Origin of the sequence: Mucilaginibacter phenanthrenivorans, assembly GCF_024721155.1 — a bacterium.
Classification (GTDB): Bacteria; Bacteroidota; Bacteroidia; order Sphingobacteriales; family Sphingobacteriaceae; genus Mucilaginibacter; species Mucilaginibacter phenanthrenivorans.
The window spans coordinates 142,243-166,349 of record NZ_JAHVAP010000011.1 but is presented as its reverse complement, the minus strand read 5'-3'; the positions used below and the strand labels follow the sequence as shown (position 1 = coordinate 166,349).

21 protein-coding genes are annotated in these 24,107 nt (G+C 42.8%); 16 read left to right on the top strand and 5 right to left on the bottom strand.

Features of this window, described 5'->3' with window-relative positions; all coding sequences use genetic code 11:
* Nucleotides 1-87: 87 nt before the first annotated feature.
* The 3 genes from KXD93_RS24085 to KXD93_RS24075 all read left to right on the top strand — a co-directional run bounded on the left by KXD93_RS24085 (nt 88) and on the right by KXD93_RS24075 (nt 1,844).
* Nucleotides 88-303 (top strand): hypothetical protein, encoded by a 216-nt coding sequence (locus KXD93_RS24085; RefSeq protein WP_258139963.1) that lies wholly within the window; start codon nt 88-90, stop codon nt 301-303.
* 103 nt (nt 304-406) lie between these two features.
* Nucleotides 407-886, top strand: coding sequence for an Lrp/AsnC family transcriptional regulator (locus KXD93_RS24080; RefSeq protein ID WP_258139962.1), 480 nt, complete (start codon nt 407-409; stop codon nt 884-886).
* Between the two features lie 7 nt (nt 887-893).
* Complete coding sequence (locus KXD93_RS24075) at nt 894-1,844, top strand: EamA family transporter (RefSeq protein ID WP_258139961.1); 951 nt, start codon at nt 894-896, stop codon at nt 1,842-1,844.
* A 100-nt stretch (nt 1,845-1,944) separates the two neighbouring features.
* Here KXD93_RS24075 and KXD93_RS24070 read toward each other — a convergent pair whose 3' ends face one another.
* A complete protein-coding gene (locus KXD93_RS24070; protein ID WP_258139960.1) occupies nt 1,945-2,988 on the bottom strand; it encodes an ATP-binding cassette domain-containing protein in 1,044 nt (347 codons plus the stop codon).
* Between the two features lie 325 nt (nt 2,989-3,313).
* Between KXD93_RS24070 and KXD93_RS24065 the strand changes: the two genes are divergently transcribed.
* The 7 genes from KXD93_RS24065 (at nt 3,314) to KXD93_RS24035 (ending at nt 10,786) form a co-directional block, all read left to right on the top strand.
* On the top strand, nt 3,314-3,730 hold the full coding sequence (locus KXD93_RS24065; protein ID WP_258139958.1) for a DUF1003 domain-containing protein: 417 nt from the start codon (nt 3,314-3,316) through the stop codon (nt 3,728-3,730).
* A 14-nt stretch (nt 3,731-3,744) separates the two neighbouring features.
* Nucleotides 3,745-4,548: an SDR family oxidoreductase gene (locus tag KXD93_RS24060; RefSeq protein WP_258139957.1), complete on the top strand. Its 804-nt coding sequence runs from the start codon at nt 3,745-3,747 to the stop codon at nt 4,546-4,548.
* 71 nt (nt 4,549-4,619) lie between these two features.
* Nucleotides 4,620-5,564, top strand: coding sequence for a lysylphosphatidylglycerol synthase transmembrane domain-containing protein (locus tag KXD93_RS24055; protein WP_258139956.1), 945 nt, complete (start codon nt 4,620-4,622; stop codon nt 5,562-5,564).
* A gap of 119 nt (nt 5,565-5,683) precedes the next feature.
* On the top strand, nt 5,684-7,459 hold the full coding sequence (locus KXD93_RS24050; protein ID WP_258139955.1) for an aromatic amino acid hydroxylase: 1,776 nt from the start codon (nt 5,684-5,686) through the stop codon (nt 7,457-7,459).
* Nucleotides 7,460-7,498: 39 nt separating this feature from the next.
* Entirely contained in the window at nt 7,499-8,203 is a 705-nt protein-coding gene (locus tag KXD93_RS24045) for an SDR family NAD(P)-dependent oxidoreductase (RefSeq protein WP_258139954.1), read from the top strand.
* Nucleotides 8,204-8,283: 80 nt separating this feature from the next.
* Nucleotides 8,284-9,726 (top strand): PAS domain S-box protein, encoded by a 1,443-nt coding sequence (locus KXD93_RS24040; protein ID WP_258139953.1) that lies wholly within the window; start codon nt 8,284-8,286, stop codon nt 9,724-9,726.
* 286 nt (nt 9,727-10,012) lie between these two features.
* Nucleotides 10,013-10,786, top strand: coding sequence for an alpha/beta fold hydrolase (locus KXD93_RS24035; RefSeq protein ID WP_258139952.1), 774 nt, complete (start codon nt 10,013-10,015; stop codon nt 10,784-10,786).
* Between the two features lie 70 nt (nt 10,787-10,856).
* Here KXD93_RS24035 and KXD93_RS24030 read toward each other — a convergent pair whose 3' ends face one another.
* Together KXD93_RS24030 and KXD93_RS24025 are read right to left on the bottom strand one after the other, a co-directional pair.
* Nucleotides 10,857-11,132 carry a hypothetical protein gene (locus tag KXD93_RS24030; protein ID WP_258139951.1) on the bottom strand — a complete coding sequence of 92 codons (276 nt, stop codon included), beginning with the start codon at nt 11,130-11,132 and terminating at the stop codon, nt 10,857-10,859.
* Between the two features lie 150 nt (nt 11,133-11,282).
* The gene (locus KXD93_RS24025) at nt 11,283-11,615 is read right to left on the bottom strand and encodes a single-stranded DNA-binding protein (RefSeq protein ID WP_258139950.1); all 333 of its coding nucleotides are present in this window, start codon (nt 11,613-11,615) and stop codon (nt 11,283-11,285) included.
* A 140-nt stretch (nt 11,616-11,755) separates the two neighbouring features.
* Here KXD93_RS24025 and KXD93_RS24020 point away from each other — a divergent pair, with 140 nt between their 5' ends.
* The 3 genes from KXD93_RS24020 to mnmC2 all read left to right on the top strand — a co-directional run bounded on the left by KXD93_RS24020 (nt 11,756) and on the right by mnmC2 (nt 14,384).
* Complete coding sequence (locus tag KXD93_RS24020; RefSeq protein ID WP_258139949.1) at nt 11,756-12,115, top strand: hypothetical protein; 360 nt, start codon at nt 11,756-11,758, stop codon at nt 12,113-12,115.
* 195 nt (nt 12,116-12,310) lie between these two features.
* The gene (locus KXD93_RS24015) at nt 12,311-13,654 is read left to right on the top strand and encodes an MBL fold metallo-hydrolase (protein WP_258139948.1); all 1,344 of its coding nucleotides are present in this window, start codon (nt 12,311-12,313) and stop codon (nt 13,652-13,654) included.
* A 46-nt stretch (nt 13,655-13,700) separates the two neighbouring features.
* Nucleotides 13,701-14,384 carry a tRNA (5-methylaminomethyl-2-thiouridine)(34)-methyltransferase MnmC2 gene (gene mnmC2, locus KXD93_RS24010; protein WP_258139947.1) on the top strand — a complete coding sequence of 228 codons (684 nt, stop codon included), beginning with the start codon at nt 13,701-13,703 and terminating at the stop codon, nt 14,382-14,384.
* 284 nt (nt 14,385-14,668) lie between these two features.
* On the opposite strand, the gene KXD93_RS24005 is transcribed toward mnmC2, so the two are convergent.
* Both KXD93_RS24005 and KXD93_RS24000 read right to left on the bottom strand, forming a co-directional pair.
* Nucleotides 14,669-16,537 carry a M1 family metallopeptidase gene (locus KXD93_RS24005; protein ID WP_258139946.1) on the bottom strand — a complete coding sequence of 623 codons (1,869 nt, stop codon included), beginning with the start codon at nt 16,535-16,537 and terminating at the stop codon, nt 14,669-14,671.
* Between the two features lie 135 nt (nt 16,538-16,672).
* Nucleotides 16,673-17,434: an NUDIX hydrolase gene (locus KXD93_RS24000; RefSeq protein WP_258139945.1), complete on the bottom strand. Its 762-nt coding sequence runs from the start codon at nt 17,432-17,434 to the stop codon at nt 16,673-16,675.
* A 189-nt stretch (nt 17,435-17,623) separates the two neighbouring features.
* Between KXD93_RS24000 and bglX the strand changes: the two genes are divergently transcribed.
* The 3 genes from bglX (at nt 17,624) to KXD93_RS23985 (ending at nt 24,100) form a co-directional block, all read left to right on the top strand.
* Entirely contained in the window at nt 17,624-19,933 is a 2,310-nt protein-coding gene (gene bglX, locus KXD93_RS23995; RefSeq protein ID WP_258139944.1) for a beta-glucosidase BglX, read from the top strand.
* Nucleotides 19,934-20,284: 351 nt separating this feature from the next.
* Entirely contained in the window at nt 20,285-20,434 is a 150-nt protein-coding gene (locus KXD93_RS23990; RefSeq protein WP_258139943.1) for a hypothetical protein, read from the top strand.
* Nucleotides 20,435-20,440: 6 nt separating this feature from the next.
* On the top strand, nt 20,441-24,100 hold the full coding sequence (locus KXD93_RS23985) for a VCBS repeat-containing protein (protein WP_258139942.1): 3,660 nt from the start codon (nt 20,441-20,443) through the stop codon (nt 24,098-24,100).
* Nucleotides 24,101-24,107: the final 7 nt, after the last annotated feature.

The window sequence follows — 24,107 nt, the reverse complement described above, 5'->3', positions numbered from 1 at the left end:
GCCATTCCAATGACTTAATAACCAATGACCCAATGACCAAGCTTGGCACGGTTTACGCTTATCTTATCAATATAAAACAAAAACCAGATGGCAAATCAAAACACACAGCGGATAGGAAACACTCAAAAAGAAAAACCGGTAACCCGAATGGATACATTGCAAGACACCTGGCGGGTAATGAAGCCATTTGTTCACTTTTCTGTAAAAGCGTTGAAGTTGCTGGCTCATTCCTTAATATTTATAGTGAAGCATATTCCAAAGCCGGAGGAACATAAGAATGATAAGGTGATCAAAATAAAGTAGTATAAAAAGTTGTTTAAACACATAATTGCTACTTTTGTCGAATTAAATTCATTTTTTTTAAGTATATTATGAATTAAATTCAAAATAGCTGTAATATTACAGTATGATTAACGAAACGGAAATTGTACTGGATAAAACAGACCTGCACATTCTTCGCTTAATGCAGGAAAATGCCCGCATCAGCAACGCCGACCTGGCGCGTGAACTGGGCATGGCGCCTTCGGGTGTACTGGAGCGCGTTAAAAAGCTCGAACAAAAAAGCGTGATCCGCCAATATACGGCCCGCATTAATCCCGATGCCCTACAACAGAAAATGCTTGCCTTTATCTTCATGAAGGCCAATGATGGGCCCGGATGCAACGATTCGGCAAAACAACTCGCCAAAATTCCAGAGGTTCAAGAAGTACACCACGTAGCCGGCGACGATTGCTACCTGGTTAAGGTTCGCACTTATGATTCAGCCTCGCTGATGCATCTGATGCGTAACGACTTCAGCAAAATCCCCAACCTGTTAAGCACCCGCACCACCATAGTGCTGGAAACGGTTAAGGAGGAACAACAATTGGTTATACCCGAAAAATAATAAGCTCATGCCTTCACAACAAAAAAAATCAGCCTCACCCATATTAGTGGTTATAGCCTTCGCAACGGTTTACATCGTTTGGGGTTCAACCTATTTTTTTATTCGTTTGGCGGAACAAGGCGGGATGCCTCCGTTTTTATTGGGCGCTATACGTTTCATTATCGCTGGGATGATATTAATGACCTGGTGTATAATTAAGGGCGAGAAGGTTTTCGTGAAGCGTGACATTTTAAATGCGGCGGTAACCGGCTTGTTGTTATTGCTGGTGGGTAACGGCATTGTAATATGGGCCGAGCAAACGCTGCCAAGCGCCATGGTGGCTATCATGGTATCGTCGGCCCCGATCTGGTTTGTATTGCTTGATAAGCCTAACTGGAGCATCAACCTAAAGCAAAAGTCAACAATAGTGGGCCTGATCATAGGTTTTATTGGTGTGATAGTATTGTTTAGCGAGCAACTGGAGAATATATTTTCGGGTGGCGGCGCTTCAAAGCTGCCATGGATGCTGTTGTTGCTGTTGGGGTCAATCTCATGGTCGGCGGGTTCGTTATTTTCCAAGCACCGGCCGACAACCGGCTCTGCCTCGGTAAGCACAGCATGGCAGATGCTGATTGCCGGTATTGCCTACATCCCGGTTAGCTTTATGCATAACGAGTATAGCGGCTTAGATCTGCATAAGATACAAACCACCAGCTGGCTTGCCATAGGATACCTGGTATTGTTTGGTTCAATTGCCGCTTATAATGCTTATGTGTGGTTATTGCAGGTAAGGCCGGCAACCCAGGTTAGCACCTACGCTTATGTTAACCCGGTTATAGCGGTGATATTGGGCGTGGTGTTTGCCGCAGAACATATTTCGTTTACGCAGCTGGCCGGATTGTTTGTAATATTAGGAAGTGTGTTGTTGATTAATTTAGCGAAGTATAGAAAAGAGAAAATGGTGTTAGCCGTTGAATAATTTGCCATGTCCGGTAGGGGCGTATCGCATACGCCCTAACCATGCTGGCATGTCGCTTTTATAGGGCGTATGCGATACGCCCCTACGTTTATTAATCAACCTAAATGTCCTTCGGTAGTGATCTCGCCGGCGTTTCCCATTTACCAAATTCAAAGTAGTCTTCAATGCTAACACTGATCTTACTGCCGATGTCGTATTTGCCTTTGTTATAATTATTTGCTCTTAAAATAACGCCATCGCGCTCAATTATTAATTCCTCAAAGAAACCTTTAAAAAGAATTTGTTTAACTGTCCACTTGTTACCAAGGCCTTTGACTATTTTAACATGTTCAGCATAAACAACTACGGTGCCGCGCTTGCTCTTAAGGCCGCAGGCTTTTGCCTCATCAGATGTGAGCTGGCTGATGCTGGCTAATATTTGGGCGGTGTATAACAGCTTGGGAGTGTTATATAAATCCTCAGGGCTGCCATTCTCAACAATTTCGCCCTCTTTCAAAACTATCAATTCGTCGGCCATAGACAGGATCTCCGCCGGATCATGTGATACCAGTACGATAGTTACTCCCCATTCTTTTACAATGTACCTGATGTCGTGCTGTAATCCTTCACGGTAAGTGGCATCAACCTGGTTAAATGGCTCATCAAGCAAAATAACCTCAGGCTTGCTGATAAGGGCCTTTGCTATGGTTACCCGCTGTTTTTCGCCGCCACTTAGCTTGCCAAATGGCTGGTCTCTTAGCTGGAAAATATCCAGCATATTCAATGAGTCGGTTATTTTTTTTTCTTCGTCCTCCTGGCCAATCTCGCCAATTCTCAAGCCCGACCGCACACTCTCCCAAACAGTGGCTTCCAAATCCATATCCTGGTTGTTTTGGGTAACCAGGCGCATGGCTTCGTGCGCGGGTTGCAGCTTTTCCTCGCGCTTTAAAATGCGTTCCTCCTTAAAAAAAACCTCGCCGCTGTCAGGCTGCAACAAACCAAATAATAAATTAAGCAGGGTAGTTTTGCCGCTGCCGCTTTCGCCCACAATGGCGGTAACTTTTCCCTTCGGAATAAATATGGTTACATTATTAACTCCTGAAGATTTATCGCCAAAATAATTTTTGGTTACCGATATGGTTTCCAGGATCATGTCATCTTGCATACTGAACTGTGGTTTTCTCTTTCAATAATAAAAAATAGCTATAAAGGCAACAAAAGGGCTCTTTTTTTAGCAGGTAAATATCCCCAAACCTAAACTATAAAAGTTTATCAAAAAAATGAAATATGGTTTTTATTGGAGTCAAGAGCCAGGAGGAATTCACGGGTTGGATTTCATAACACTCTTGCAATTGATTTCGAGATGATCGTATTGTATTTTTGTTGTTTTTTCTTGAATCTTGATTCCTGGCTCTTGATTTCTAAACTCTTCCTTCTTGTCTCTCCTTTTTATATATCTTTAGCAAAATAAACTAAAACAAATACCCCTTATGAATCTTCACAAAACATGGCATGAAAAACATCAGGCCTCATTAGAATTCGGACAACGCCTTGCCGACTCAGTAGCAAATGGTATGGGTTCGTGGCGTTTCATCATCATTCAAACACTGATAGTCGTAGTTTGGATGACGTTGAATGTTATCGGATTAAAATACCAATGGGACGTGTATCCATTTATTTTACTAAACCTGCTTTTCTCAACCCAGGCAGCCTATGCTGCCCCCATTATTATGATGGCCCAAAATCGCCAAAGCCAGCGCGACCGTGCACAGGCCGATGCTGATTACGAAACAAACTGTGAAGCAAAAAAAGAAATAGAAGAATTGCTTACAAAGCTCAACTCCATAGAAATAGATAAGCTGGATAAGATCTTAGCGATATTGGAGAAAATGGATAAGAAAGGGTAAAGCAATTGTCTGGGATGGCCAATCATTTCAACAATAAGGTTGTCTGGATAACAGGCGCTTCTTCCGGAATTGGTGAAGCGCTGGCTTATGCCTTGTCCGCCGCAGGTGCAAAGCTGATATTATCCAGCAGACGACTGCCTGAATTGGAACGTGTTAAGCAAGGCTGCAGTGTTCCCGGGCAAGTTCAATTGCTTCCATTGGACCTTTCTGATACCGACTCATTGCAAGACAAAACGATTGAAGCAATTAAATGCTTTGGCGGCATAGATATTATGGTGCATAATGGCGGCGTAACCCAAAGATCTCTTGTCATCGATACCGAAATAGAAGTGCATCGCAGGTTAATGGAATTGGATTACTTTAGTTATGTAGTGCTCACCAAAGCGTTGCTGCCTCATTTTATAGAAAAACGAGCGGGGCACTTTGTGGTTACCAGTAGTGTTATGGGCAAGATAGGAACGCCTATGCGGTCGGCCTATGCCGCTGCGAAGCATGCCCTCCATGGCTTTTTTGACTGCCTGCGGGCTGAAGTAACAGCCGACAATATTAAGGTAACTATACTTACACCGGGTTATATCCGTACCAATATTTCACTATACGCGGTTACCAATAAGCCTTACGGTTTGGGTAAGCCCTCTGAAAATATAGAAAACGGCCTCCCGGCAGATCGTGCTGCTAAACAGATCATGAAGGCCATTAAAGGAGGTAAATTCGAGGCATATGTCGGCAAGTTCAGCAGTGAGCGGATCGGGCTCTGGCTAAATCGGCTTTTGCCCAGCGTGCTTACCAGGATTGCGCCACGGCTTGTGCCTAAATAATCGTCATTTTACTTTATGCCCTGGTTCAACCTTTCATCGCCCATAATCCCTTTTTGTTATCTTTGCCCCACATGACTAACGAAGAACAGGCTATTACCGACGAAGTTGAAGTATTGAAATACAAAACAACGAAGCAGAAGATCTGGAACGTTGCTAAGCTGGTTTTGAAGATTGGTGTTACCACGGTATTGCTGGTTTGGGTGTTTAGCAAGGTTGACATCAACTCGGTAAAGTACAGGCTTTTGCACCCCAAATATTGGTTAATGTACGGAGCCGCAATCTTATGCTTCTTTTTTTCTATGATCGTTTCAGCCTGGCGTTTGCTGAGCTTTTTTAAATCGATAGGACTAAACCTAAACCCAAAATACAACTTAAGGCTGTATTTCCTGGGGATGTTCTATAATATCCTGCTGCCGGGTGGCATTGGGGGCGACGGGTACAAAATGTACCTCATCAACAAAACTTACAAAATACCGGTTAAAAGAGTGTTCTGGGCAGTTATGTTCGACAGGCTGAGCGGTTTGTGGGCAATTGCGCTTATAGCAACCGTATTTGTATTTTTAATCCCGCAGATAAGCAGCTATTCATGGCTTGCATTCGCTGCGTTCCTGGTGATCTCACTGGTCTATTATTTTGTGGTACACAGATTTTTCAGGGACTACACCAAATATTTTTTTCAGGCACATGGAAAGGCATTGATCCTGCAATCGTTGCAGTTATTAACAATAGCCTGCGTAATATTAAGTCAGCCCGACTTTTACCAGGCAGGGTTTCATGGTGAATTTTCGCCTTACCTGTTGTCGTTTCTAATATCAGGCTTTGCAATTCTTATTCCTACAGCCGGCGGGGCGGGTGCCAGGGAAGCGTTTTTTACGGTAATGGCAAAAGTTTTCCCTATGAAGCCAGATCTCGCAGTACTGCTGGCAACGTCTTTTTATTTAATATCGTTGATAGTAGCATTTTTGGGGCTCTATTACGTTATCCGCCCATCAAGATTACATGACGGATTTACCTGAAGAGAAATTGAATAGTTGATTTGGTTATATTGGGTCTACCAATAAAATATATAACCACTTACTTAATCAACCAATTGCTCAAAAACACTAATTTTGCCTATCCAACAAAACCAAAGTTAATGGCCAGTTTTAATGATTTTAATAATCCGCAGGTGGCTGCATTGCCTGCACATTTAAAACAATTTATAGTTAATCAGCATTACGCGCACTACACGCCAATTGACCATGCGGTGTGGCGTTACGTGATGCGCCAGAATTACAGCTACCTTAAGGATGTAGCCTACTATCCATATATTCCGGGACTTGAAAAGGCCGGGCTCTCTATCGAGAAGATCCCGAGCCTGCAGGAAATGAACGATGCCCTTGGCAAAATTGGCTGGGGCGCGGTAACGGTTGATGGTTTTATTCCACCGGCAGCGTTTATGGAGTACCAGGCGTACCGCGTTTTGGTTATTGCTGCGGATATCCGCCAGCTAAAGCATATTGAATATACGCCTGCACCAGATATTATTCATGAGTCGGCCGGGCATGCGCCAATTATAGCAGACAAGGATTACCATGAATACCTGAGCTACTTTGGGTCGATAGGGGCAAAGGCAATGTTTTCTGCCCAGGATTTTGAATTGTATGAAGCAATAAGGGCGCTGTCTATATTAAAAGAGATGCCCGATGCTGATGAAAACGAAATAAAACAGGCAGAAGAACTGCTTGCCCATCGGCAGGAAAATATGGGTGAGCCATCGGAAATGGCGCTACTAAGTCGTCTGCATTGGTGGACGGTAGAGTACGGGCTAATCGGCACATTGGAAAATCCTAAAATTTATGGCGCTGGTTTATTATCTTCAATAGGCGAAAGTGCAAGTTGTATGGATTGCGATATCAAAAAGATACCATATACAATTAATGCGGTAAATTACACTTATGATATTACGAAAACGCAGCCTCAACTATTTGTTACGCCTACCTTTCAAAACCTGATTGATGTGCTGGAAACTTTTGCCAACACCATGTCATTCAGGCGTGGCGGAGTTTATGGACTGCAAAAAGCTATCGACAGTAAAAATACCTGTACTGCAGTTTACAGCTCGGGCTTACAGGTTTCAGGCACTTTTGCTGATTTTAAGGAAATAAATGGTGAACCTGTTTTTATTAAAACCATCGGCCCGTCTGCCCTTGCAATTGATAACCGTGAGCTAAAGGGGCATGGTAAGGATTACCATAAAGATGGGTTTAGCTCACCTGTTGGGAAGCTAAAGGGGCATGCCATGCCACTGGAAAATTTGAGTATTGAAGAGTTGAACTATTTTGGTATTGAGCAGGGTAAAGCTGCTGTTTTAACGTTTGAAGACGGTATCACCGTTAATGGTGAAGTAAAGGAAATTATCTCATCAAACGGTAAAACGCAACTGATCACTTTTACTAATTGTACTGTTAAAGGTGTGTCTGGTGAGGTGTTATTTGATCCCGCGTGGGGCGTTTATGATATGGCCGTTGGTGAAAAAATCGTTTCTGTTTTTTGCGGCGCAGCCGACAAGGAGCAGTTTTTGGAGATCGCCTATAAATCAAGCACAACTACCCACCATGTTGACTATGATCAGAGTACAATTGAGCTTCAAAAGCTTTATCAACAAGTTAGAAATCGCAGACAAAAAGGTGGAGATTATGGTTTTTTAGGCAATGTTTGGCAAATGCTTCAAAGATATCATCATGACGACTGGCTATGTGCCCTTGAAATATTGGAGATATTGGATCATGAAGAAGCGGAACCACAAGTTGCTGCCGAAATACGGAGCTTTCTTGAAAAAAAGGCAAATGCAGAGCCCGAATACAAGAAGCTAATAAACGATGGTTTTTATTTAATTAAACATCCGGTTGAGCAAAAATTGGTGGTGTAGCAATTTGTTTGTAAAATTGCCAACATCAATCATTCTACTATGAACATTATTGTAACAGGCGCCAGCAGCGGGGTAGGTTTTGAAGCAGTGCTTGAGCTTATACTATCGGGCAAGCACAAGGTAATTGCATTAGCCCGTTCGCAGGATAAACTGGAGCGGCTATTAGAAATTGCCCACGGTTTAAATCCCGAAGCCGAAATATTTGCTTTGGCCTTTGATATCGTTCACGATGATTATGCCGGGCTTCAGCAGTTCATTGCCGCTAACTTCGACAACCGGATTGATGTATTAATAAATAACGCCGGTGTTTTAATTAACAAACCATTTACTGAATTGCTGGAAATGGATTTTGTTGAGATGCTACAGGGCAATTTTATTGGGCACGTTCGCATTATACAAAGCTTGCTTAATTTGATGCCAAAGGGAGCGCATATCCTAAATGTTGGCAGCATGGGTGGTTACCAGGGTAGCGTTAAGTTTCCGGGCTTGTCAGCCTATTCGGCAAGCAAGGCCGCATTGCATACTTTAACAGAATGCCTGGCGCTTGAATTGGCTGAGCAGGAGATAAAAGTAAACTGCCTTGCATTGGGATCTGCACAAACTGAAATGCTGGAAAAGGCCTTCCCTGGTTACGAATCCCCGGTGATGGCTTTTGAAATGGGGAAATACATTGCCGATTTTTCGGTAACCGGGCACAAATTCTTTAATGGAAAAGTGCTGCCTGTTGCAGTAAGCACTCCGTAACTTCAAATATATTATTGGTATTATCGATAAAATATCTTTAATTTTAGATATTATATATCTGATACCTAATCCTTTAATAAATGGATTCGATTTTTGCCTTTCTGTTCGATCAATCAACCGACTTTTTTTGCATTTCAAATACCGATGGGACAATAGTTAAAACAAACGCTGCACTTAGAGCAGTTTTGGGTTATACTGAGGAGGAATTGGTGGGACAAAAAGCAAATTATTTTTTTCATCCTGCGGATATCAAAAGACTTGATGAGCTGTTAATGAATTTGCCCGATAAAAATAACATTTTTGGGTATGAAAGTCGCATAAAGGCAAAAAATGGCCGCTATTATAATATCAAATGGTCGGTTACCTTAAACCCTGGAGACAGCCTTGTATATGCTATAGGGGTTAATCTAACAGAAGTTTTTGAAAGCTCAGGCCCCAACGACACCACCAATAAGATTCAACACATTATTCAAAGCTTTAACGAGGGCTTTTTTATAATGAATGGTAAGTGGCAAATAACTTCATTTAACCCGGCCTTCCAGGCCATCACGGGGTTGAAAAATGAACAGCTTGTCAATATCAATTTTAGGGAGCTTATTACCTTTGGAATTACCGATGAGATCTTCGCGAAGTTTAAAGCGGCTATCAAGGGAAATATATCCAGCCAGATCCAATACTTCAACAATTACTTAAAACGATGGTTGAGGGTTAATATTTACCCGTACCAGGGCGAGGTAGCTGTGTTTGTTCGGGATATTACCCGTATAAAAACACAACAATTGATTCTTGCACTTGAAAAAAATGTGCTTGAGTTAAATGCATCTTCGCACCAAACTTTACCACAAACAGTTAAAGCATTGCTTTTAGGGATAGAAGATATTTATCCTGATATGATTTGTTCTGTTTTGGAAGTTGATGATGCGGGTGAAAAATTATACCATATAGCGGCACCAAGGCTGCCTGCAGCATATTGTGAAGCTATTGACGGAACTGCTATTGGACCAAGAGCCGGGTCATGCGGTACTGCAGCATACCACCGCAGCCAGATCATCGTCAATGACATTGCGACGAACCCGCTATGGGATGATTATAGACACCTTGTTTTACCCTACGGGATCAACGCTTGCTGGTCAACCCCCATCATAAGTTCCAACAGCTCGCAGGTGTTGGCCACATTTGCAGTTTATTATACCGAAAACAGGGAGCCTAAATCGACGGAATTACAATTGATAGAGCGCACAGCGAACATCCTGCGTGTTCTGATTGAAAATAAACGAAACCAGGATCATGTGAAGGATCAGAACAGACGCCTGCAAGAGATCGCTGCGATAAGTTCTCACGAGATCAGGCGTCCGGTAGCTACGATATTGGGCCTTGTTAATTTATTCGATAAAGTTGATCTGGATAACCCGCTGAATAAGGAAATTATTAACCATATCGATATCACCGCCAAGGAGCTTGATGCTGTGATCCATACCATTGTTGAAAAGACTATTTATTTGAAGGGGGAAGAGCAGGCGTAGCCGGCTTTTGCTATCCTTTTTTGGGGTGGATATGAAGCCGGTTGTCATAAAGATTTCCAGATAATATAAAGTGAAAGGATGAGATGGCAGAACGACTAGCTTTTTCATTTTAAAATAGTCAATACACTTCCCCATCTGGAAAGATAGCCCTTAATCTTATAGCTTGAAATCAAGGTTAATCAGTCAAAATAATAAGAGAACAGAATGCGAAATATTAAAGTAGTTTAATATTTCAATATTTCAGTAAGACTACCTTTGCACAGAAGGATGATTTTAATTGATTAATATGGGTCTTATAAAAATTAATGGTATTCAGCTTTATGTTGAAGTTAAAGGGGCTGGATTTCCTATTATATTAATACATGGGGTGGGCGGAGATCATGAGGCTCATTTAAGAAATGCAATTGAACCGCTGTCAAAAAACTTCAAAACTATTGCATTAGATTGTCGTGGTCACGGACAGTCAGATAAACCAGTACAATTCACTCTGCAGGATCATGTAAATGATGTTTTAGGAATCATGGATCATTTTAGCATTGAAAAAGCGCATTTGCTGGGGGGCTCGATGGGCAGTTATATTTCTCAATTGGTCGCGATTACTGCTCCGGATCGCATCGGTAAATTAATATTAACTGTTACAAAGTCCAATGGGCTCACATCATCTATACAACATTTATTTAAAGAGCATGAAACAGAAATCAAAGGCCTGGATATGCATTCAACAATATTGAAGCTTTTGAAATATATGGTATATGATCCTGAACTGATGAAAAATCATTTGGAGATATTTGAGACAACTTTAAGCCCTGACCAATTTAATGCTGCCAATAAAGCCATTGGTGCTTTTGATTTTAGAAATGATCTCTCAAAAATAAAAGCGACAACGTTGGTCATTAGCGGAAAATATGACGGATTAAACCCGCCGGCGGAGGGAATGGAAGTGGCTTCGTTAATTAAAAATGCAACATTTGTTGAGATGGAGTATTCCGGGCATGCGCCTATGTTTGAGGAACCGAAAACTTATATCAATACAATTGAGCGCTTTTTGTTGAAAGCTTAAAATTCTTGAAATAATATAAAATTTTGCTAAGGCTCAAATAGTTTAATAATAGCTTACGGTAGGTTAATACCTATTTTTTGATAAAGAACATAACAATCCCTAAAGTTGTAACTACCTGGCCCACCCAAAAAATAAACATCCATTTGATAGTTTCGGCCTTATACTCGCCCATTTCTTTACGGACATTGGCAATGTCATCCTTCGTAGCTAATTTTTTGATTGTTGCTTCCACTGATCGTTCAGTTTTGTTATCAATGTATTTAAACATCGCCTCGGCGGTATCGCTCCCCAATTTATCGCTTAATAATTTATAGAGCCGGGCGGTTTCTTTTGCTTCTAAGTACATAACAAATATAACGATTAGTTGAGGGAGTTGGATTAGGTTGATTAAGTTTTTAAGGTAACTCAATAAAAAGCAGGAACGGCGCCGGCTTCACGCCGCCCCTGTTTTCATAGTTTTGGATCTTGAATTAAGCCGGTTGTTATAATGTTTAGGTTATTTTAGTTTTATAAAATCGTTTACAATCACTTCTGTCATGTAACGTTTGTTGCCGTCCTTGTCAGTCCAGTTGCGATTGGTAAGCTTGCCCTCAATAGCAACTTCGTCTCCTTTTTTAAGGTAGTCGCCAATAAATTTTGCCTGGCTGCCCCAGGCAACCAAATTGTGCCATTGGGTTTCTGTGATGCGCTCGCCTTTGTCGTTCTTGTAAGTTTCGTTAGTAGCGATTGAAAATTTAGCTAACTGTTTGTTGTTGTCAAAGCTCTTTACTTCGGGATCCATACCCAGGTTTCCTACCAGGCGTACGCTGTTTCTTAATGAATTCATCATCGTTTAAATTTTAATTGTTGTTAATTGACGATACAAAGGTGTGGTGTGGCTAAACTTTACCCGGTTATTAACCGCTTATAGTCGACAATTTCCGTTTGTAAGCGTTTGCAAACGGATAATGTTTTATTTATCTTTAGCCGATGGATGCCGAAAGACTATGCCTTGACTGCGGAACGGCCCTACATGGCCGGGCTGATAAAAAATTCTGTAATGACCTTTGCCGCAATAATTATAACAACCAACTTAACAGCAGTAGCTATAATTTAGTACGGAATATCAACAATATACTTCGCAAAAACCGACGAATACTGGAGGAGCTAAATCCAGGCGGCAAAACAAAAACCACAGGTAAAAAACTTTCGGCGAAAGGGTTCGACTTTGAATACCATACCCGCAGTTATCAAACGCAAAATGGCAAAACCTATCATTTTTGTTATGAATATGGTTACCTTCCGTTAGATAATGATGAGTTTTTGCTGGTAAAGCGGGTAGAGAATTGATCACTGATTTAGGCTGATGTTTTTGATGAAGCTGATTGATTTGAAATGCAGCATTAAGAAATCTCTAAATCATCATCTTTAGTAAATCTCTTAAATCCGCTTAATCCCCGGTTCTTAATCCCGGTTTCGTCATATTCCGTCCAGAATCCGAAATCGAATATCCGAATTCCGAAATTCAATTATCTTTGCACCGAAATGATTATCCAGCAATTTTACGACAAGGGCTTAGCACATGGCTCATATGCCCTTATCCGGACAGGAAAAATGATTGTTATCGATCCCGCCCGCGATCCGCAACCCTATTATGATTTTGCCGCTCAACACGATGCCGATATTGTTGGTGTGATAGAAACACATCCGCATGCCGATTTTGTGAGCTCACACCTGGAGATCCACCAAACTACCGGGGCAGTTATTTATGCCAGCAAATTAACCGGCGCCGAATACCCGCACGAAACTTTTGATGACGGCGACGTTATCCAGTTAAACGATATCAAACTTAAGTCAATAAACACGCCCGGCCATTCGCCCGATTCGATCTGTATTTTGGTTGAGGATGAGGATGGTAAGGAAACGGCGCTGTTTACAGGCGATACCTTATTTGTTGGCGATGTTGGCCGGCCGGATCTGCGAGAAAGCGTTGGAAACATTACAGCAAAGAAGGAAGAGCTGGCGAAGCAGATGTACCATTCAACCCGCGATAAGCTGATGAAGCTGCCGCACAGCGTAGTAGTTTATCCTGCGCACGGCCCAGGCTCGTTATGCGGTAAAAATATGAGTCCTGATCTGCAAAGTACTATTGGTCGCGAATTGCGCGAAAATTATGCATTACAGCTGATGGATGAATTACAGTTTGTTAAAACCCTAACTACCGACCAGCCCTTTGTTCCCAAATATTTCGGGCAGGATGTAGAGATCAATAAAAAAGGTGCCCCCGGATTTAACGATAGCATTGATGCTGTTTTGAGGATTGATAGCGACGCTGTATTGGACAATGACGTGTTGATTATTGATACCCGCCCAAAACAAGACTTCAGAAATGGTTATTTAAAGGGCGCGTTCAATTTGCAGGATGGTGATAAATTTGAAACCTGGCTTGGTTCAATAGTAGGCCCGGATGAACAGTTTTACCTGATTGCGGCTGACGACGTTGAGTTGGATAAGATGATTAAAAAGGCTGCTAAAATTGGCTACGAGCAAAATATTAAAGGTGCGTTGTTAGCGCCGTCATTGGCAACAGAAAAACTGCCGGAACTTGATTTAACTACTTTTATAAATCACACAGAAAACTATACCATAGTTGATGTACGCAACCGTAACGAAACGGAAGAACGCTTGATATTCAAAAGCGCTGTGACTATTCCGCTTCCTGAGCTACGTGAAAGAGTTGGTGAAATCCCAACCGACAAGCCAATTGTTGTGCACTGTGCAGCTGGTTATCGTTCGGCTGCTGCTGTTAGTATTATTAAAGCTGCGATGAGCAATGCGACGGTTTACGATTTGGGCGAGGTAGTGGTAGAGATGGCGGCCCAGATCTAATGGATGTTTTCGCGCATTTCGAAATCTCTGCTTTGAACCATCAACTATGAATCATGAACTAAAAATAATTCAAACCGCTGATGGATCAAACACCATTTACAATCCGGAGGTTGGTGAAAATTACCATTCCAGGCATGGTGCCTTGCAAGAAAGTACGCACGTTTTCTTAAATTCAGGCTTAAAGTACTTCCTTGAAAAAAGCGGGGCAGAATTAACTACCGTTTCTATTTTGGAAGTTGGTTTTGGAACAGGTCTGAACTTTTTGTTAAGTGCTGATTTTTGTACCAAAAAAAAAATCAATCTGGATTATACAGGCATCGAAGCATATCCTTTAACCGGGGAAATGACCAGTCAAACGGGCTACGACCAATATGTTTCTGCAGCGTTATGGCAGCAATTTATTGCCGATTATCCCAATGCGTTAACCGCGGAAATTTCTTTAACTGCTTACTGCCAACTGCAAATTGCCAACTGCAAACTCCTCAATTTCCAATCTGACCAACAGTACGACATCATCTATTTTGATGCTTTCGCGGTCGCCTACCAACCCGAAATGTGGGATGAAATAGCTATGGCACATACCATTCAATTTTTAAAACCTGGCGGCGTGTTCGTCACCTATGCCATAACCGGCAATTTAAAGCGCGCTTTAAAGGCGTTAGGTTGCATGGTTGAGAAGGCGCCAGGTGCGCCGGGAAAAAGGGAGATGTTGAGAGCGGTGAAAGCCTGATCGCTGATTGGGCTGATTGAGGTGATGAAGCTGAATTTTATCATCCAATTCCCTTGTGGTTGTGTCCTCACAACCACTTCCAAAATGCTGCCTGCCGGGAAGATCCTGCCGGAGATATCACCAGTATCCTAAAATCTTTACGTCCTGAAAATCTTAGTTCAAACCACTGGCATCAACCGGCTGTGAGGACACAGCCGGCGGGGAAACACGTTCTTGCATCTTGAAATCATTATATCCGGAGAATCTTAGTTTACAGCCGGTGGGGATGGATTTAAATTTCTTTCTTACTTCGCTACCCAAACATTATTCGCCTTATTTGAATCAGGATCATAACTGCCGCCTAACACAATTTTAGTTACAGTGCCTTTTGCGGTAAAAGTGGCGCTATAAGTTTGCTCGCCATTTGCCCACGCTTTTATGCTCTGGTGAATTTGCTGTGTGGTACCATCGGCATAATAAATAGTAAGATCGACCGGGGTTGGTTTGCTGCCCACGCGGTTAATCACAACCGAATAGTTTTTCCCTGAATTACTTACTTTTCCGATACCCAGATCGGGGATGCCGCCATCAATAAACCAGCTTTTCCAGAACCAGTTAAGGTTTACGCCCGCGCCGGTATTTATAGAATTAAAAAAGTCGAACGGCATGGGGTGTTTGCCGTGCCATTGTGAAATATAATTATGCAGGGCTTTTGTAAACAATTCATCACCCAACATATCCCTAACATACAAATATCCCATTGCTGGTTTTGGATAAGAGTCGGTAAAAAAACTCGCGCCCGACAGCTGTGTGGTAAGTGACATGATCGGCTGATCATCTTCGCGCCCCGCGCTTTCAGCATAAGCCTCCACGCCAAAAGTATCGGTTATTTTAGGATCGATCCTTGGGCTGATCACCCACTCGCCTATGGTTGCCCAACCCTCGTCCATCCAGCCATATTTGGTTTCGTTGATGCCCATATAAAAGGGGAACATGGTATGGAAGATCTCATGGTCGGTGAGCTCAATGCCGTCTTCGCTGGTTGGCGTTGGGTTGTCGTTCACCATCATTGGGTATTCCATTTGGTCCAGCCCGTCAAAAACGGTTTCGTGCGGATAGGGGTAAGGCCATTTGGGGAACTGGTAACTCATGGCTTCTACAGTTTTGCGCGCATAGTTGATCACCTCGAAATAGTCCTTGTGGTTGGGATTAAAAACAGCGTCAACCCTGGTACGCCTGCCGGTTTTTGGATCAACAACCAGGCTGCTGGCCTTCCATATATAATGGTTACTGATGGCAAATGCCATATCAGTTACGCTATCGGCTTCAAATTTCCAGGTATTGGTAAGCTTTTTTGCCGTGATTGGTTCGTTGATTTCTGTTTCGGTAATTACGTCGGTTACCTTGTCACTTAAACCCGCATCATGAATGCGCTGAACTATCTTTGGCGCATACACATCTTCAGCGTTTTTTAAGTTGCCGGTGCTCCAAACCTTATAGTTGCCGGGTACTGTAACCGAAAGGTTAAAATGGCAAAAATCATTATAAAATTCTTCGCCGCCACGGTAATGGTTCTGGTTCCAGCCGTCAATATCATCATAAACAGCAATACGCGGAAAAAAGTAAGCGATAAAGAACGCGCCCGAATCAACCTGCCCGGTGCGGATATGCGATGTCTTATTCAGGATGTATGAATAGGCAATATCAAGATGTACTTTTTGCTTTGGCAAAATTGGAGTTGTTTTCAAGGTCATGTTCGTGCCGTCAATCCTCCACCGGGCGGCGTCCTGATCTGTTTTATCGATGGCTAATTTTTTTATCTGAACGCCGTCGGTAGCGTCGCTATCAGAGATGGCCATGTTACGGATAGCGCCCTTTTTATAAATGTTAGGGTAAAGCTTAAGATCCACCTCGTATAAGGTATCGGGGCTGTTGTTGGTATAATCGACAGCTACAGTGCCATCCAGTACCCGGCTGATTGGGTTGAAATTTACTGCGATTGTGTAATCTGCGCTGTTTTGCCAGTAGTTTTTACCAGGTGCTCCTGTTGTAGTGCGGGTGCCTTTGCCATAGGTAGCTTGTAAATTTACGGGAATGGGCAATGCAGTTTGCGCGTAACTATTAAAAGTTCCCAATAATACTATTGGAAATAGCAGTTTGTAAAATGAGGCCATCAGTTAATACGTTTTATATTCAGTAATTTATCAAATCAAAAATAGTACAAAACTCCGGCATTCTGCTGTAGTGCCTCTAAATCTCACCGGGCAATTCATTCGCACATCCGCACATCAAAAAATCCGCACATCCGCTTACCATCCCCCTTTAAAACCCTCAGTCAAAGCAGCCTGGTAATTTTCCAGGTCGAACGAGTAAAGATACGGCGCTTTATGTGCACCACCCTTACGCGGCTTTTCCGAGCGGTTTAAAATTCCGAAACCGAGCATTCTGCGTTGAAAATTCCTCCGGTCTAGCTTTTTATCCAAAATGGTTTCATAAAGCTTTTGCAGCTCGGGCATCGTAAATTCCTTGGGCATCAGGTTATAGCCTATTGGCTGATAATTGAGCTGTAGGCGTAAGGTATCCAATGCTGTTTTCAATATCAGGGCATGATCCAGCTTTAGTTCCGGCAGGTCATTCAGATCACGCCAGGCACAGGTAGCTGAAAATTGATCGGGAGCAGGGGTTACATCGCAAAAATCAACCAGTGCATAATAGCCGATGGTTAAAAAACGGTTAGTAAACCAATTCTCTTTAGCCGGGAGCATATCCTTATACATCTCGAAATGTTCTTTTGAGCGTTCAGGGTCGCCAAATACCTGGAACTGCTGCAAAAATATTTTGTCGAGGCCGGTACGTTCTTTCAATATGCGGTCGGCAGCTTTTTCAATGGGCTCGGCCTTGAGCATAAAACCGCCCGGCAGATACCATTCACCCTCGTTTTTAACCTTCAGGAGCAACACCTTTAACAAACCTTCGTGAAAACCAAATACCACACAATCGATAGAAATGTGGGGCAGAAAGTTCTCCCTGGCTTTGTCGCAATAATCTTTAAGTTCCTTTTTGGTTAACATTTTCGCTATTCTACAAAAATACTTTGATTATTTAAATTATAATATTACTCTTGTGTCAATTATACACTATCAATTTTTAGTGGCAGACCAATTATTACTACTTTAACACAGGGCTTAAACGGACGATTGCTAATTTCAACATATTAGTTCGCACTTTGCTATTTTATAAAACCATATATCTCTCATAAAATGAATAAATTTTCCCCGGTAAAATCTGTCATTGCGGCAATTGCATTGCTTACCGCCATTATGCCTGCCTACAAGGCATCGGCACAAACAAAACCCGGCGATGCCAAAATGGACGCTTTTGTATCAAACCTGATGGGTAAGATGACGCTCGACGAAAAGATAGGTCAGCTTAACCTGGTGGTAATGGGCAATGCAGTAACGGGCACGGTAATTAGTAAGGGCGTTGAGGAGAAGATGAAGCGCGGCGAAATAGGTGGCATATTTGGTTTATATGGAACAGCCAACGTTTCGAAAATGCAGGACCTGGCTGTTAAAAACTCCCGCCTGCATATCCCATTGATATTCGGGTTGGATGTAATTCACGGGCACCGCACCATATTTCCTATTCCATTGGGTGTATCAGCGACATGGGATATGGGCTTGATCGAACAGTCGGCACATATTGCAGCTAAGGAAGCTACGGCCGAGGGTTTAAACTGGGTGTTTTCGCCAATGGTTGATATTGCCCGCGACCCACGTTGGGGACGAATCTCTGAGGGCTCGGGCGAAGATCCGTGGTATGGCTCGCAGATTGCCAAAGCAATGGTGCACGGTTACCAGGGCACCAGCATGACCAATGTTGATGCTGTTATGGCTTGTGTAAAGCACTTTGCCTTATACGGCGGTGCAGAAGCAGGCCGGGAATACAATACTGTAGACATGAGCCTGATAAAAATGTACCAGGATTACCTGCCACCTTACAAGGCAGCGCTTGATGCCGGCGCAGGTAGCTTCATGAGCTCGTTTAATACCATTAACGGTATGCCTGCAACAGTTAACAAATGGCTGCTTACCGATCTTTTGCGCAAGCAATGGGGCTTTAAAGGTTTCGTGGTGTCTGACTATACCTCGTTAAACGAAGTTATCAATCACGGGCTTGGCAATCTGCAAACCGTATCTGCCCTGGCGTTAAAGGCCGGGCTGGACATGGATATGGTAGGTGAAGGTTTTTTGACCACGCTTAAAAAATCATTAAAGGAAGGCAAGGTTACCCAACAGGAAATTGACCAGGCTTGCCGCCGGGTACTGGAGGCAAAATATAAATTGGGTTTGTTTAAAAATCCAGGCAAATCATTAAATGCAGACAGGGAAAAGAACGATGTATTTAACGATGACAACCGCAAATTTGCCCGTACAATTGCCGAGCACTCGTTTGTATTGTTGAAAAACCAGGATCAAACCCTGCCGCTTAAAAAATCCGGCACTATTGCGCTGGTAGGTCCGCTTGCAAATAACCATTCCGAAATGTTGGGAACATGGGTAATAGCCGGCGACCCTGATAAATCAGTAAGTGTTGCCGAAGGGATAAAAAATGTAGTTGGCGACAACGTGAAGGTGTTGTATGCAAAAGGATCGAACATTACGGACGATTCGCTTTTGAGCATCCGTGCATTTGCCTTAACCGCGCCGGAAGCGAAGGATAAACGTTCCCCACAGGAAATGATTGACGAAGCTGTTGATGTTGCGAAGAAGGCCGATGTTGTTGTGGCAGTGGTGGGCGAATCGGCAAACATGTCGGGCGAGTCATCAAGCCGTGCAGATATTGACATTCCTGAATCTCAAAAAGACCTGTTAAAGGCGCTTGCAAAAACAGGCAAGCCATTGGTGATTGTTTTATTTAATGGCCGCCCGCTTACCTTAACCTGGGAGGATAAACATGCCGCCGCGATCCTGGATGCCTGGGCGCCGGGCACAGAAGCCGGTAACGCTATTGCTGATGTACTTTTTGGTAATTACAACCCTGCAGGCAGGATTACTGCTACATTTCCGCGCAGTGTTGGGCAAATTCCGATCTATTACAACCATAAAAATACAGGCAGGCCGTTCGATGGGCGAGGCGGTGCAAAATTTAAATCTGATTATCTTGATATTTCAAACGACCCGCTTTATCCGTTTGGTTATGGCTTGAGCTATACCACCTTTAGCTACAGCGGCGTTCAGCTTGATAAAACAAACCCGGTTGGCAACACAACGCTTAAAGCTACTGTAACGGTAACCAATACCGGTAAATATGCCGGTGAGGAGGTTGTGCAATTGTATATAAGCGATCCGGTGGCAAGCATCAGTCGCTCGGTTAAGGAGCTGAAGGGCTTTCAGAAAATAAGTTTGCAGCCCGGCGAAAGCAAGGTTGTAAACTTCAACATCACAACAGCAGATCTTAAATTCTATAATGAAAAATTAGTTTACGATTGGGAGCCGGGCCAGTTTGTAGTACAGATAGGAGCAAACTCAAGTAATACGCAATCAGCATCGGTTAACTGGGTTAAATAACAAATTGCTTATTTTCGATATAATATTAGTCATGAAAATATCCCTGTAAATATTAAAAAAATAAATATTTACAGGGATAAAATGGCCAGGTGGGGGCTTTACTCACATTACCAGCGGCAAATATCTTTTTAAATTGCTACACTCGGTTTTGACTTTATCAATTTTATCGGTCGTTTTTTAACGATTTGTTAACACACGGGATTTTAAATATTATTATTATTCAACACCGCCCGGTTAAATAATTAATTTATAATTCTGCATAAATACTTGTGTAAACAATACACACTTTCTACATTAGTATCAAACCAGCTCACAACCGAAATCAAATTATAAATCAACTAAATCTCAAATTTGTCTTTAAAATTACCGCTAAGGGAAGAGCTAAGTGCATTTAGCAATTGTTCTTCCCTGGCGGGTAAAGACTCCCCCGAGCTGGGTGAAACATTTTCAGGTGTATTGCAGCTGTCGGCAGATAATGCTGTATTCACACCCGGACACTAATTAATAATGTCAAAAAAGAACTGGGAATTTATTCCTTTCCGTTTTTTTGATACATTAGTAAGCCATAATTATTACGCTAAATTTTTGATGAAGCTTAAACGCTATTGCCTGTATTTTTTATCGCCGCTATTGCTGTGGTCGTGTAGGCATGCTACCTTGTTCGAGCAGGTTTCATCGGGGCATTCGGGCATACACTTCAGCAATACCATTGTCGAAAATGACAGCATCAATCCTCTCGATAAACTAAATATCTATAACGGCGGCGGCGTTGGTATTGGCGATTTTAATAACGACGGCTTGCAGGATATCTATTTTGTTGGTAACGCCGTTCCCAACAAACTGTACCTGAATAAAGGTGACATGAAGTTTGACGATGTAACTACCGAGGCGGGTGTGCCGGGCTCAGGTGGATGGGGCAGAGGGGTGGCCGTTGTGGATATTAATAACGATGGCTTAATGGATATTTATGTTTGCTACACATTGTTAAGCGATTCGCTAAAGCGGCAGAACGTGCTCTATGTAAACCAGGGGATAGATAAAAACGGTGTGCCTCATTTTAAGGAGATGGCAAAGGAATATGGCCTTGATATAAGGGTACACTCTACCATGGCCTCGTTTTTTGATTGCGATAATGACGGCGACCTTGATATGTACCTCACGGTAAACCAGGTGCAGCCCGATGACAATACCAGTAGCTTTAGACCAATGGCAAAGGATGGCTCAAAAAAGAGCACCGGCAGACTTTACCGCAACGATTGGGATCCCGTTTTAAAGCATGGCGTTTATCACGACGTTTCGAAACAAGCCGGTGTTAATATTGAAGGCTATGGCCACGCAGCTAGTATTGTTGATATTAACCGCGATGGCTGGAAGGATATTTATGTTACCAATGATTTTTTGGGAAGTAATATTCTCTACATTAATAACCACGACGGTACTTTTACCGACCGGTCGAAGGAGTACTTTAAACACACGGCCAACAGCGCCATGGGGCAGGATATCGAAGACATCAATAATGATGGCCTTGCCGACGTATTTGAGCTGGACATGAGCCCGGAGGATAATTACCGGCGTAAAATGTTCATGAGTGCCAATAATTACCAGATCTATCAAAATTTCGACTATTTCGGCTATCAGTATCAATATAACCGCAATACTTTGCAGGTCAACCAGGGGCCCGGGGTAAGGCAGGATGATTCGGTTAGTCACCCGGTGTTTAGCGAAACTGCCTTTTTGGGCGGGATAGCGCAAACAGACTGGAGCTGGTGCCCCATGATCACCGATTTTGATAACGATGGTAACCGCGATATTGTAATAACCAATGGCTATCCGCGCGACGTTACCGATCATGATTTTACCACTTTCAGGGCCGAGGCCTATATGGTTGCCGGCAAAAAGCAGATCCTCGACCAGATCCCCGTTGTTAAAATTCCAAACTATGCTTTTAAAAATGGCGGTAGTTTGGAGTTTGCCGATGTTACAAAAGGCTGGGGCCTTGAAGCTCCATCGTTTTCAAATGGCGCAGCCTATGCTGACCTGGACAACGACGGCGACATGGAGCTGGTGATTAATAATATTGATGACGAGGCCTTTATTTATAAAAATACCCTCCGCGAAAAGAATAAAACAAACAGCCATTACCTGCAAATACAATTTATAGGGGGTGCACAAAATAAAAACGGAATAGGCGCCTGGGCCGATATTTACTATGCCCGCGGCAAACACCAGGTTTATGAAAACACGCCGTTTAGAGGCTATCTATCTACTATACAAAATATAGCTCATTTTGGATTAGGTAAGGATGTTGAACTTGATTCGGTGGTAATCAGGTGGCCAAATGATAAAAAGCAAACTATTCAAAATGTTAAAGCCGACCAGGTATTAAAGGTGAATATTGCCGATGCTCATGAAAATTATTCATTCAATCAGCCTGCAATAAACACGAAGTCGTTATTTAAGGAAGTGACCCGCGATTTGGGGGTAACTTACAAGCATAAGGAATATGACTTTGCCGACTTCAACGTGCAAAAGTTAATCCCGCATAAATTATCGCAGTATACACCCGCTATTGCGGTGGGCGATGTAGACGGCAACGGTTACGACGATATGATAATCGGTGGCACAAGCGCTTTCCCTGCCCAGTTATTATTGCAACAAGCCAACGGTAAATTTATTCAGCGTAACCTGTTTTCTGCCGCAGATGATCCCTCCGTACTCCGGGTTAAGGATGAAGGCCTGCTGCTTTTTGATGCTGACGGGGATGGTAAGCTCGATCTTTACATTGCAAGTGGCGGTTATGAATTAGGATCAAATTCAGCTGCCTACCAGGACAGGCTTTATATTAATGATGGCAAGGGCAACTTTAAATTACAGGAGGATGCGCTACCCAGGAATTACACCAGTAAGTTATGCGTAAAGGCCATCGATTATAATAAAGATGGTAAACTTGACCTGTTTGTATCGGGCAGGGTAGATCCATGGAGCTATCCCAAGCCTGTTTCGAGTATGATACTGCGTAACGACAGCAAGGACGGCCACATTAAGTTTACGGATGTTACAGCATCTGTTGCGAAGGATCTCAATAACATCGGCCTTGTTGCTGACGCTGTTTTCTCGGATTTTGACAACGATGGCTGGCCCGATCTGATCCTGGCAGGCGAATGGATGCCCATAACGTTTTTGAAGAATGACCATGGCGTATTTAAAAATGTTACTGCAAATACGGGGATAGGTGGTAAGTTCGGCTGGTGGAACAGCGTTGCCGCCGGAGATTTTAACCACGATGGCAAAATTGATTACATAGTAGGCAATACCGGTTTAAATACCTTTTACCAGGCATCTGACAAATACCCGGTGTACATTACCGCTAAAGATTTTGACAACGATGGCAATTATGATGCCTTCCCCTCTGTTTTCCTAAAAGACCAGGATGGCGTGTTGAAAGAGTTTCCCGCACAAACCCGTGATGATATTATAAAGCAGATGTTTGAAATGCGCTCGCGGTTTCAAAATTATAAATCATTTGCAACTGCCACCATGAATGATGTAATTACGCCCGAGATGCGCAAGGGGGCTTTACGCTTAAAAGCCAACATGCTGCAGTCATGTTACCTGCAAAATAATGGCAACGGTAAGTTTATCATGAAGCCTTTGCCAATAGAAGCCCAGGTGTCACAGTTGAATGGCATGGTGGTGGACGATTTTGATGGCGATGGAAACCTGGATGTAGCTATCAGTGGTAATGACTATGGCACCGAAGTATCCACCGGCAGGTACGATGCCTTTAACGGCTTGCTGCTGAAGGGCGATGGTAACGGAAATTTTAAACCATTAACTATAATGCAAAGCGGGATTTACATCCCCGGCGATGGCAAGGCTTTGGTTAAATTAATGGGTGCAAAGGGCAATTATTTGCTGGCAGCTACACAAAACAGGGATGTGATGAAGATCTTTGAATTGAAAAAAACGGTCCGCAACATTCCGCTAAAACCGTTGGACGTTTTCGCCACCATAAAGTATAAAAATGGAAGAACCGGTAAACTGGAGTTTTATAATGGGACTTCGTTTTTGTCGCAATCAGGCAGGTTTTTTAATATAGATCAATCAATGCAATCAGTTACCATAACAGATAGTTATGGACACATAAGAAGTGTTCCGCTTAATTAAATACTAT

Bases quoted from the DNA above. Each gene is read 5' to 3' on its own strand.
- KXD93_RS24085 (WP_258139963.1), top strand. From the start codon at position 88: ATGGCAAATCAAAACACACAGCGGATAGGAAACACTCAAAAAGAAAAA.
- KXD93_RS24080 (WP_258139962.1), top strand. From the start codon at position 407: ATGATTAACGAAACGGAAATTGTACTGGATAAAACAGACCTGCACATT.
- KXD93_RS24075 (WP_258139961.1), top strand. From the start codon at position 894: ATGCCTTCACAACAAAAAAAATCAGCCTCACCCATATTAGTGGTTATA.
- KXD93_RS24070 (WP_258139960.1), bottom strand. From the start codon at position 2,988: ATGCAAGATGACATGATCCTGGAAACCATATCGGTAACCAAAAATTAT.
- KXD93_RS24065 (WP_258139958.1), top strand. From the start codon at position 3,314: ATGAATCTTCACAAAACATGGCATGAAAAACATCAGGCCTCATTAGAA.
- KXD93_RS24060 (WP_258139957.1), top strand. From the start codon at position 3,745: ATGGCCAATCATTTCAACAATAAGGTTGTCTGGATAACAGGCGCTTCT.
- KXD93_RS24055 (WP_258139956.1), top strand. From the start codon at position 4,620: ATGACTAACGAAGAACAGGCTATTACCGACGAAGTTGAAGTATTGAAA.
- KXD93_RS24050 (WP_258139955.1), top strand. From the start codon at position 5,684: ATGGCCAGTTTTAATGATTTTAATAATCCGCAGGTGGCTGCATTGCCT.
- KXD93_RS24045 (WP_258139954.1), top strand. From the start codon at position 7,499: ATGAACATTATTGTAACAGGCGCCAGCAGCGGGGTAGGTTTTGAAGCA.
- KXD93_RS24040 (WP_258139953.1), top strand. From the start codon at position 8,284: ATGGATTCGATTTTTGCCTTTCTGTTCGATCAATCAACCGACTTTTTT.
- KXD93_RS24035 (WP_258139952.1), top strand. From the start codon at position 10,013: ATGGGTCTTATAAAAATTAATGGTATTCAGCTTTATGTTGAAGTTAAA.
- KXD93_RS24030 (WP_258139951.1), bottom strand. From the start codon at position 11,132: ATGTACTTAGAAGCAAAAGAAACCGCCCGGCTCTATAAATTATTAAGC.
- KXD93_RS24025 (WP_258139950.1), bottom strand. From the start codon at position 11,615: ATGATGAATTCATTAAGAAACAGCGTACGCCTGGTAGGAAACCTGGGT.
- KXD93_RS24020 (WP_258139949.1), top strand. From the start codon at position 11,756: ATGGATGCCGAAAGACTATGCCTTGACTGCGGAACGGCCCTACATGGC.
- KXD93_RS24015 (WP_258139948.1), top strand. From the start codon at position 12,311: ATGATTATCCAGCAATTTTACGACAAGGGCTTAGCACATGGCTCATAT.
- mnmC2 (WP_258139947.1), top strand. From the start codon at position 13,701: ATGAATCATGAACTAAAAATAATTCAAACCGCTGATGGATCAAACACC.
- KXD93_RS24005 (WP_258139946.1), bottom strand. From the start codon at position 16,537: ATGGCCTCATTTTACAAACTGCTATTTCCAATAGTATTATTGGGAACT.
- KXD93_RS24000 (WP_258139945.1), bottom strand. From the start codon at position 17,434: ATGTTAACCAAAAAGGAACTTAAAGATTATTGCGACAAAGCCAGGGAG.
- bglX (WP_258139944.1), top strand. From the start codon at position 17,624: ATGAATAAATTTTCCCCGGTAAAATCTGTCATTGCGGCAATTGCATTG.
- KXD93_RS23985 (WP_258139942.1), top strand. From the start codon at position 20,441: ATGTCAAAAAAGAACTGGGAATTTATTCCTTTCCGTTTTTTTGATACA.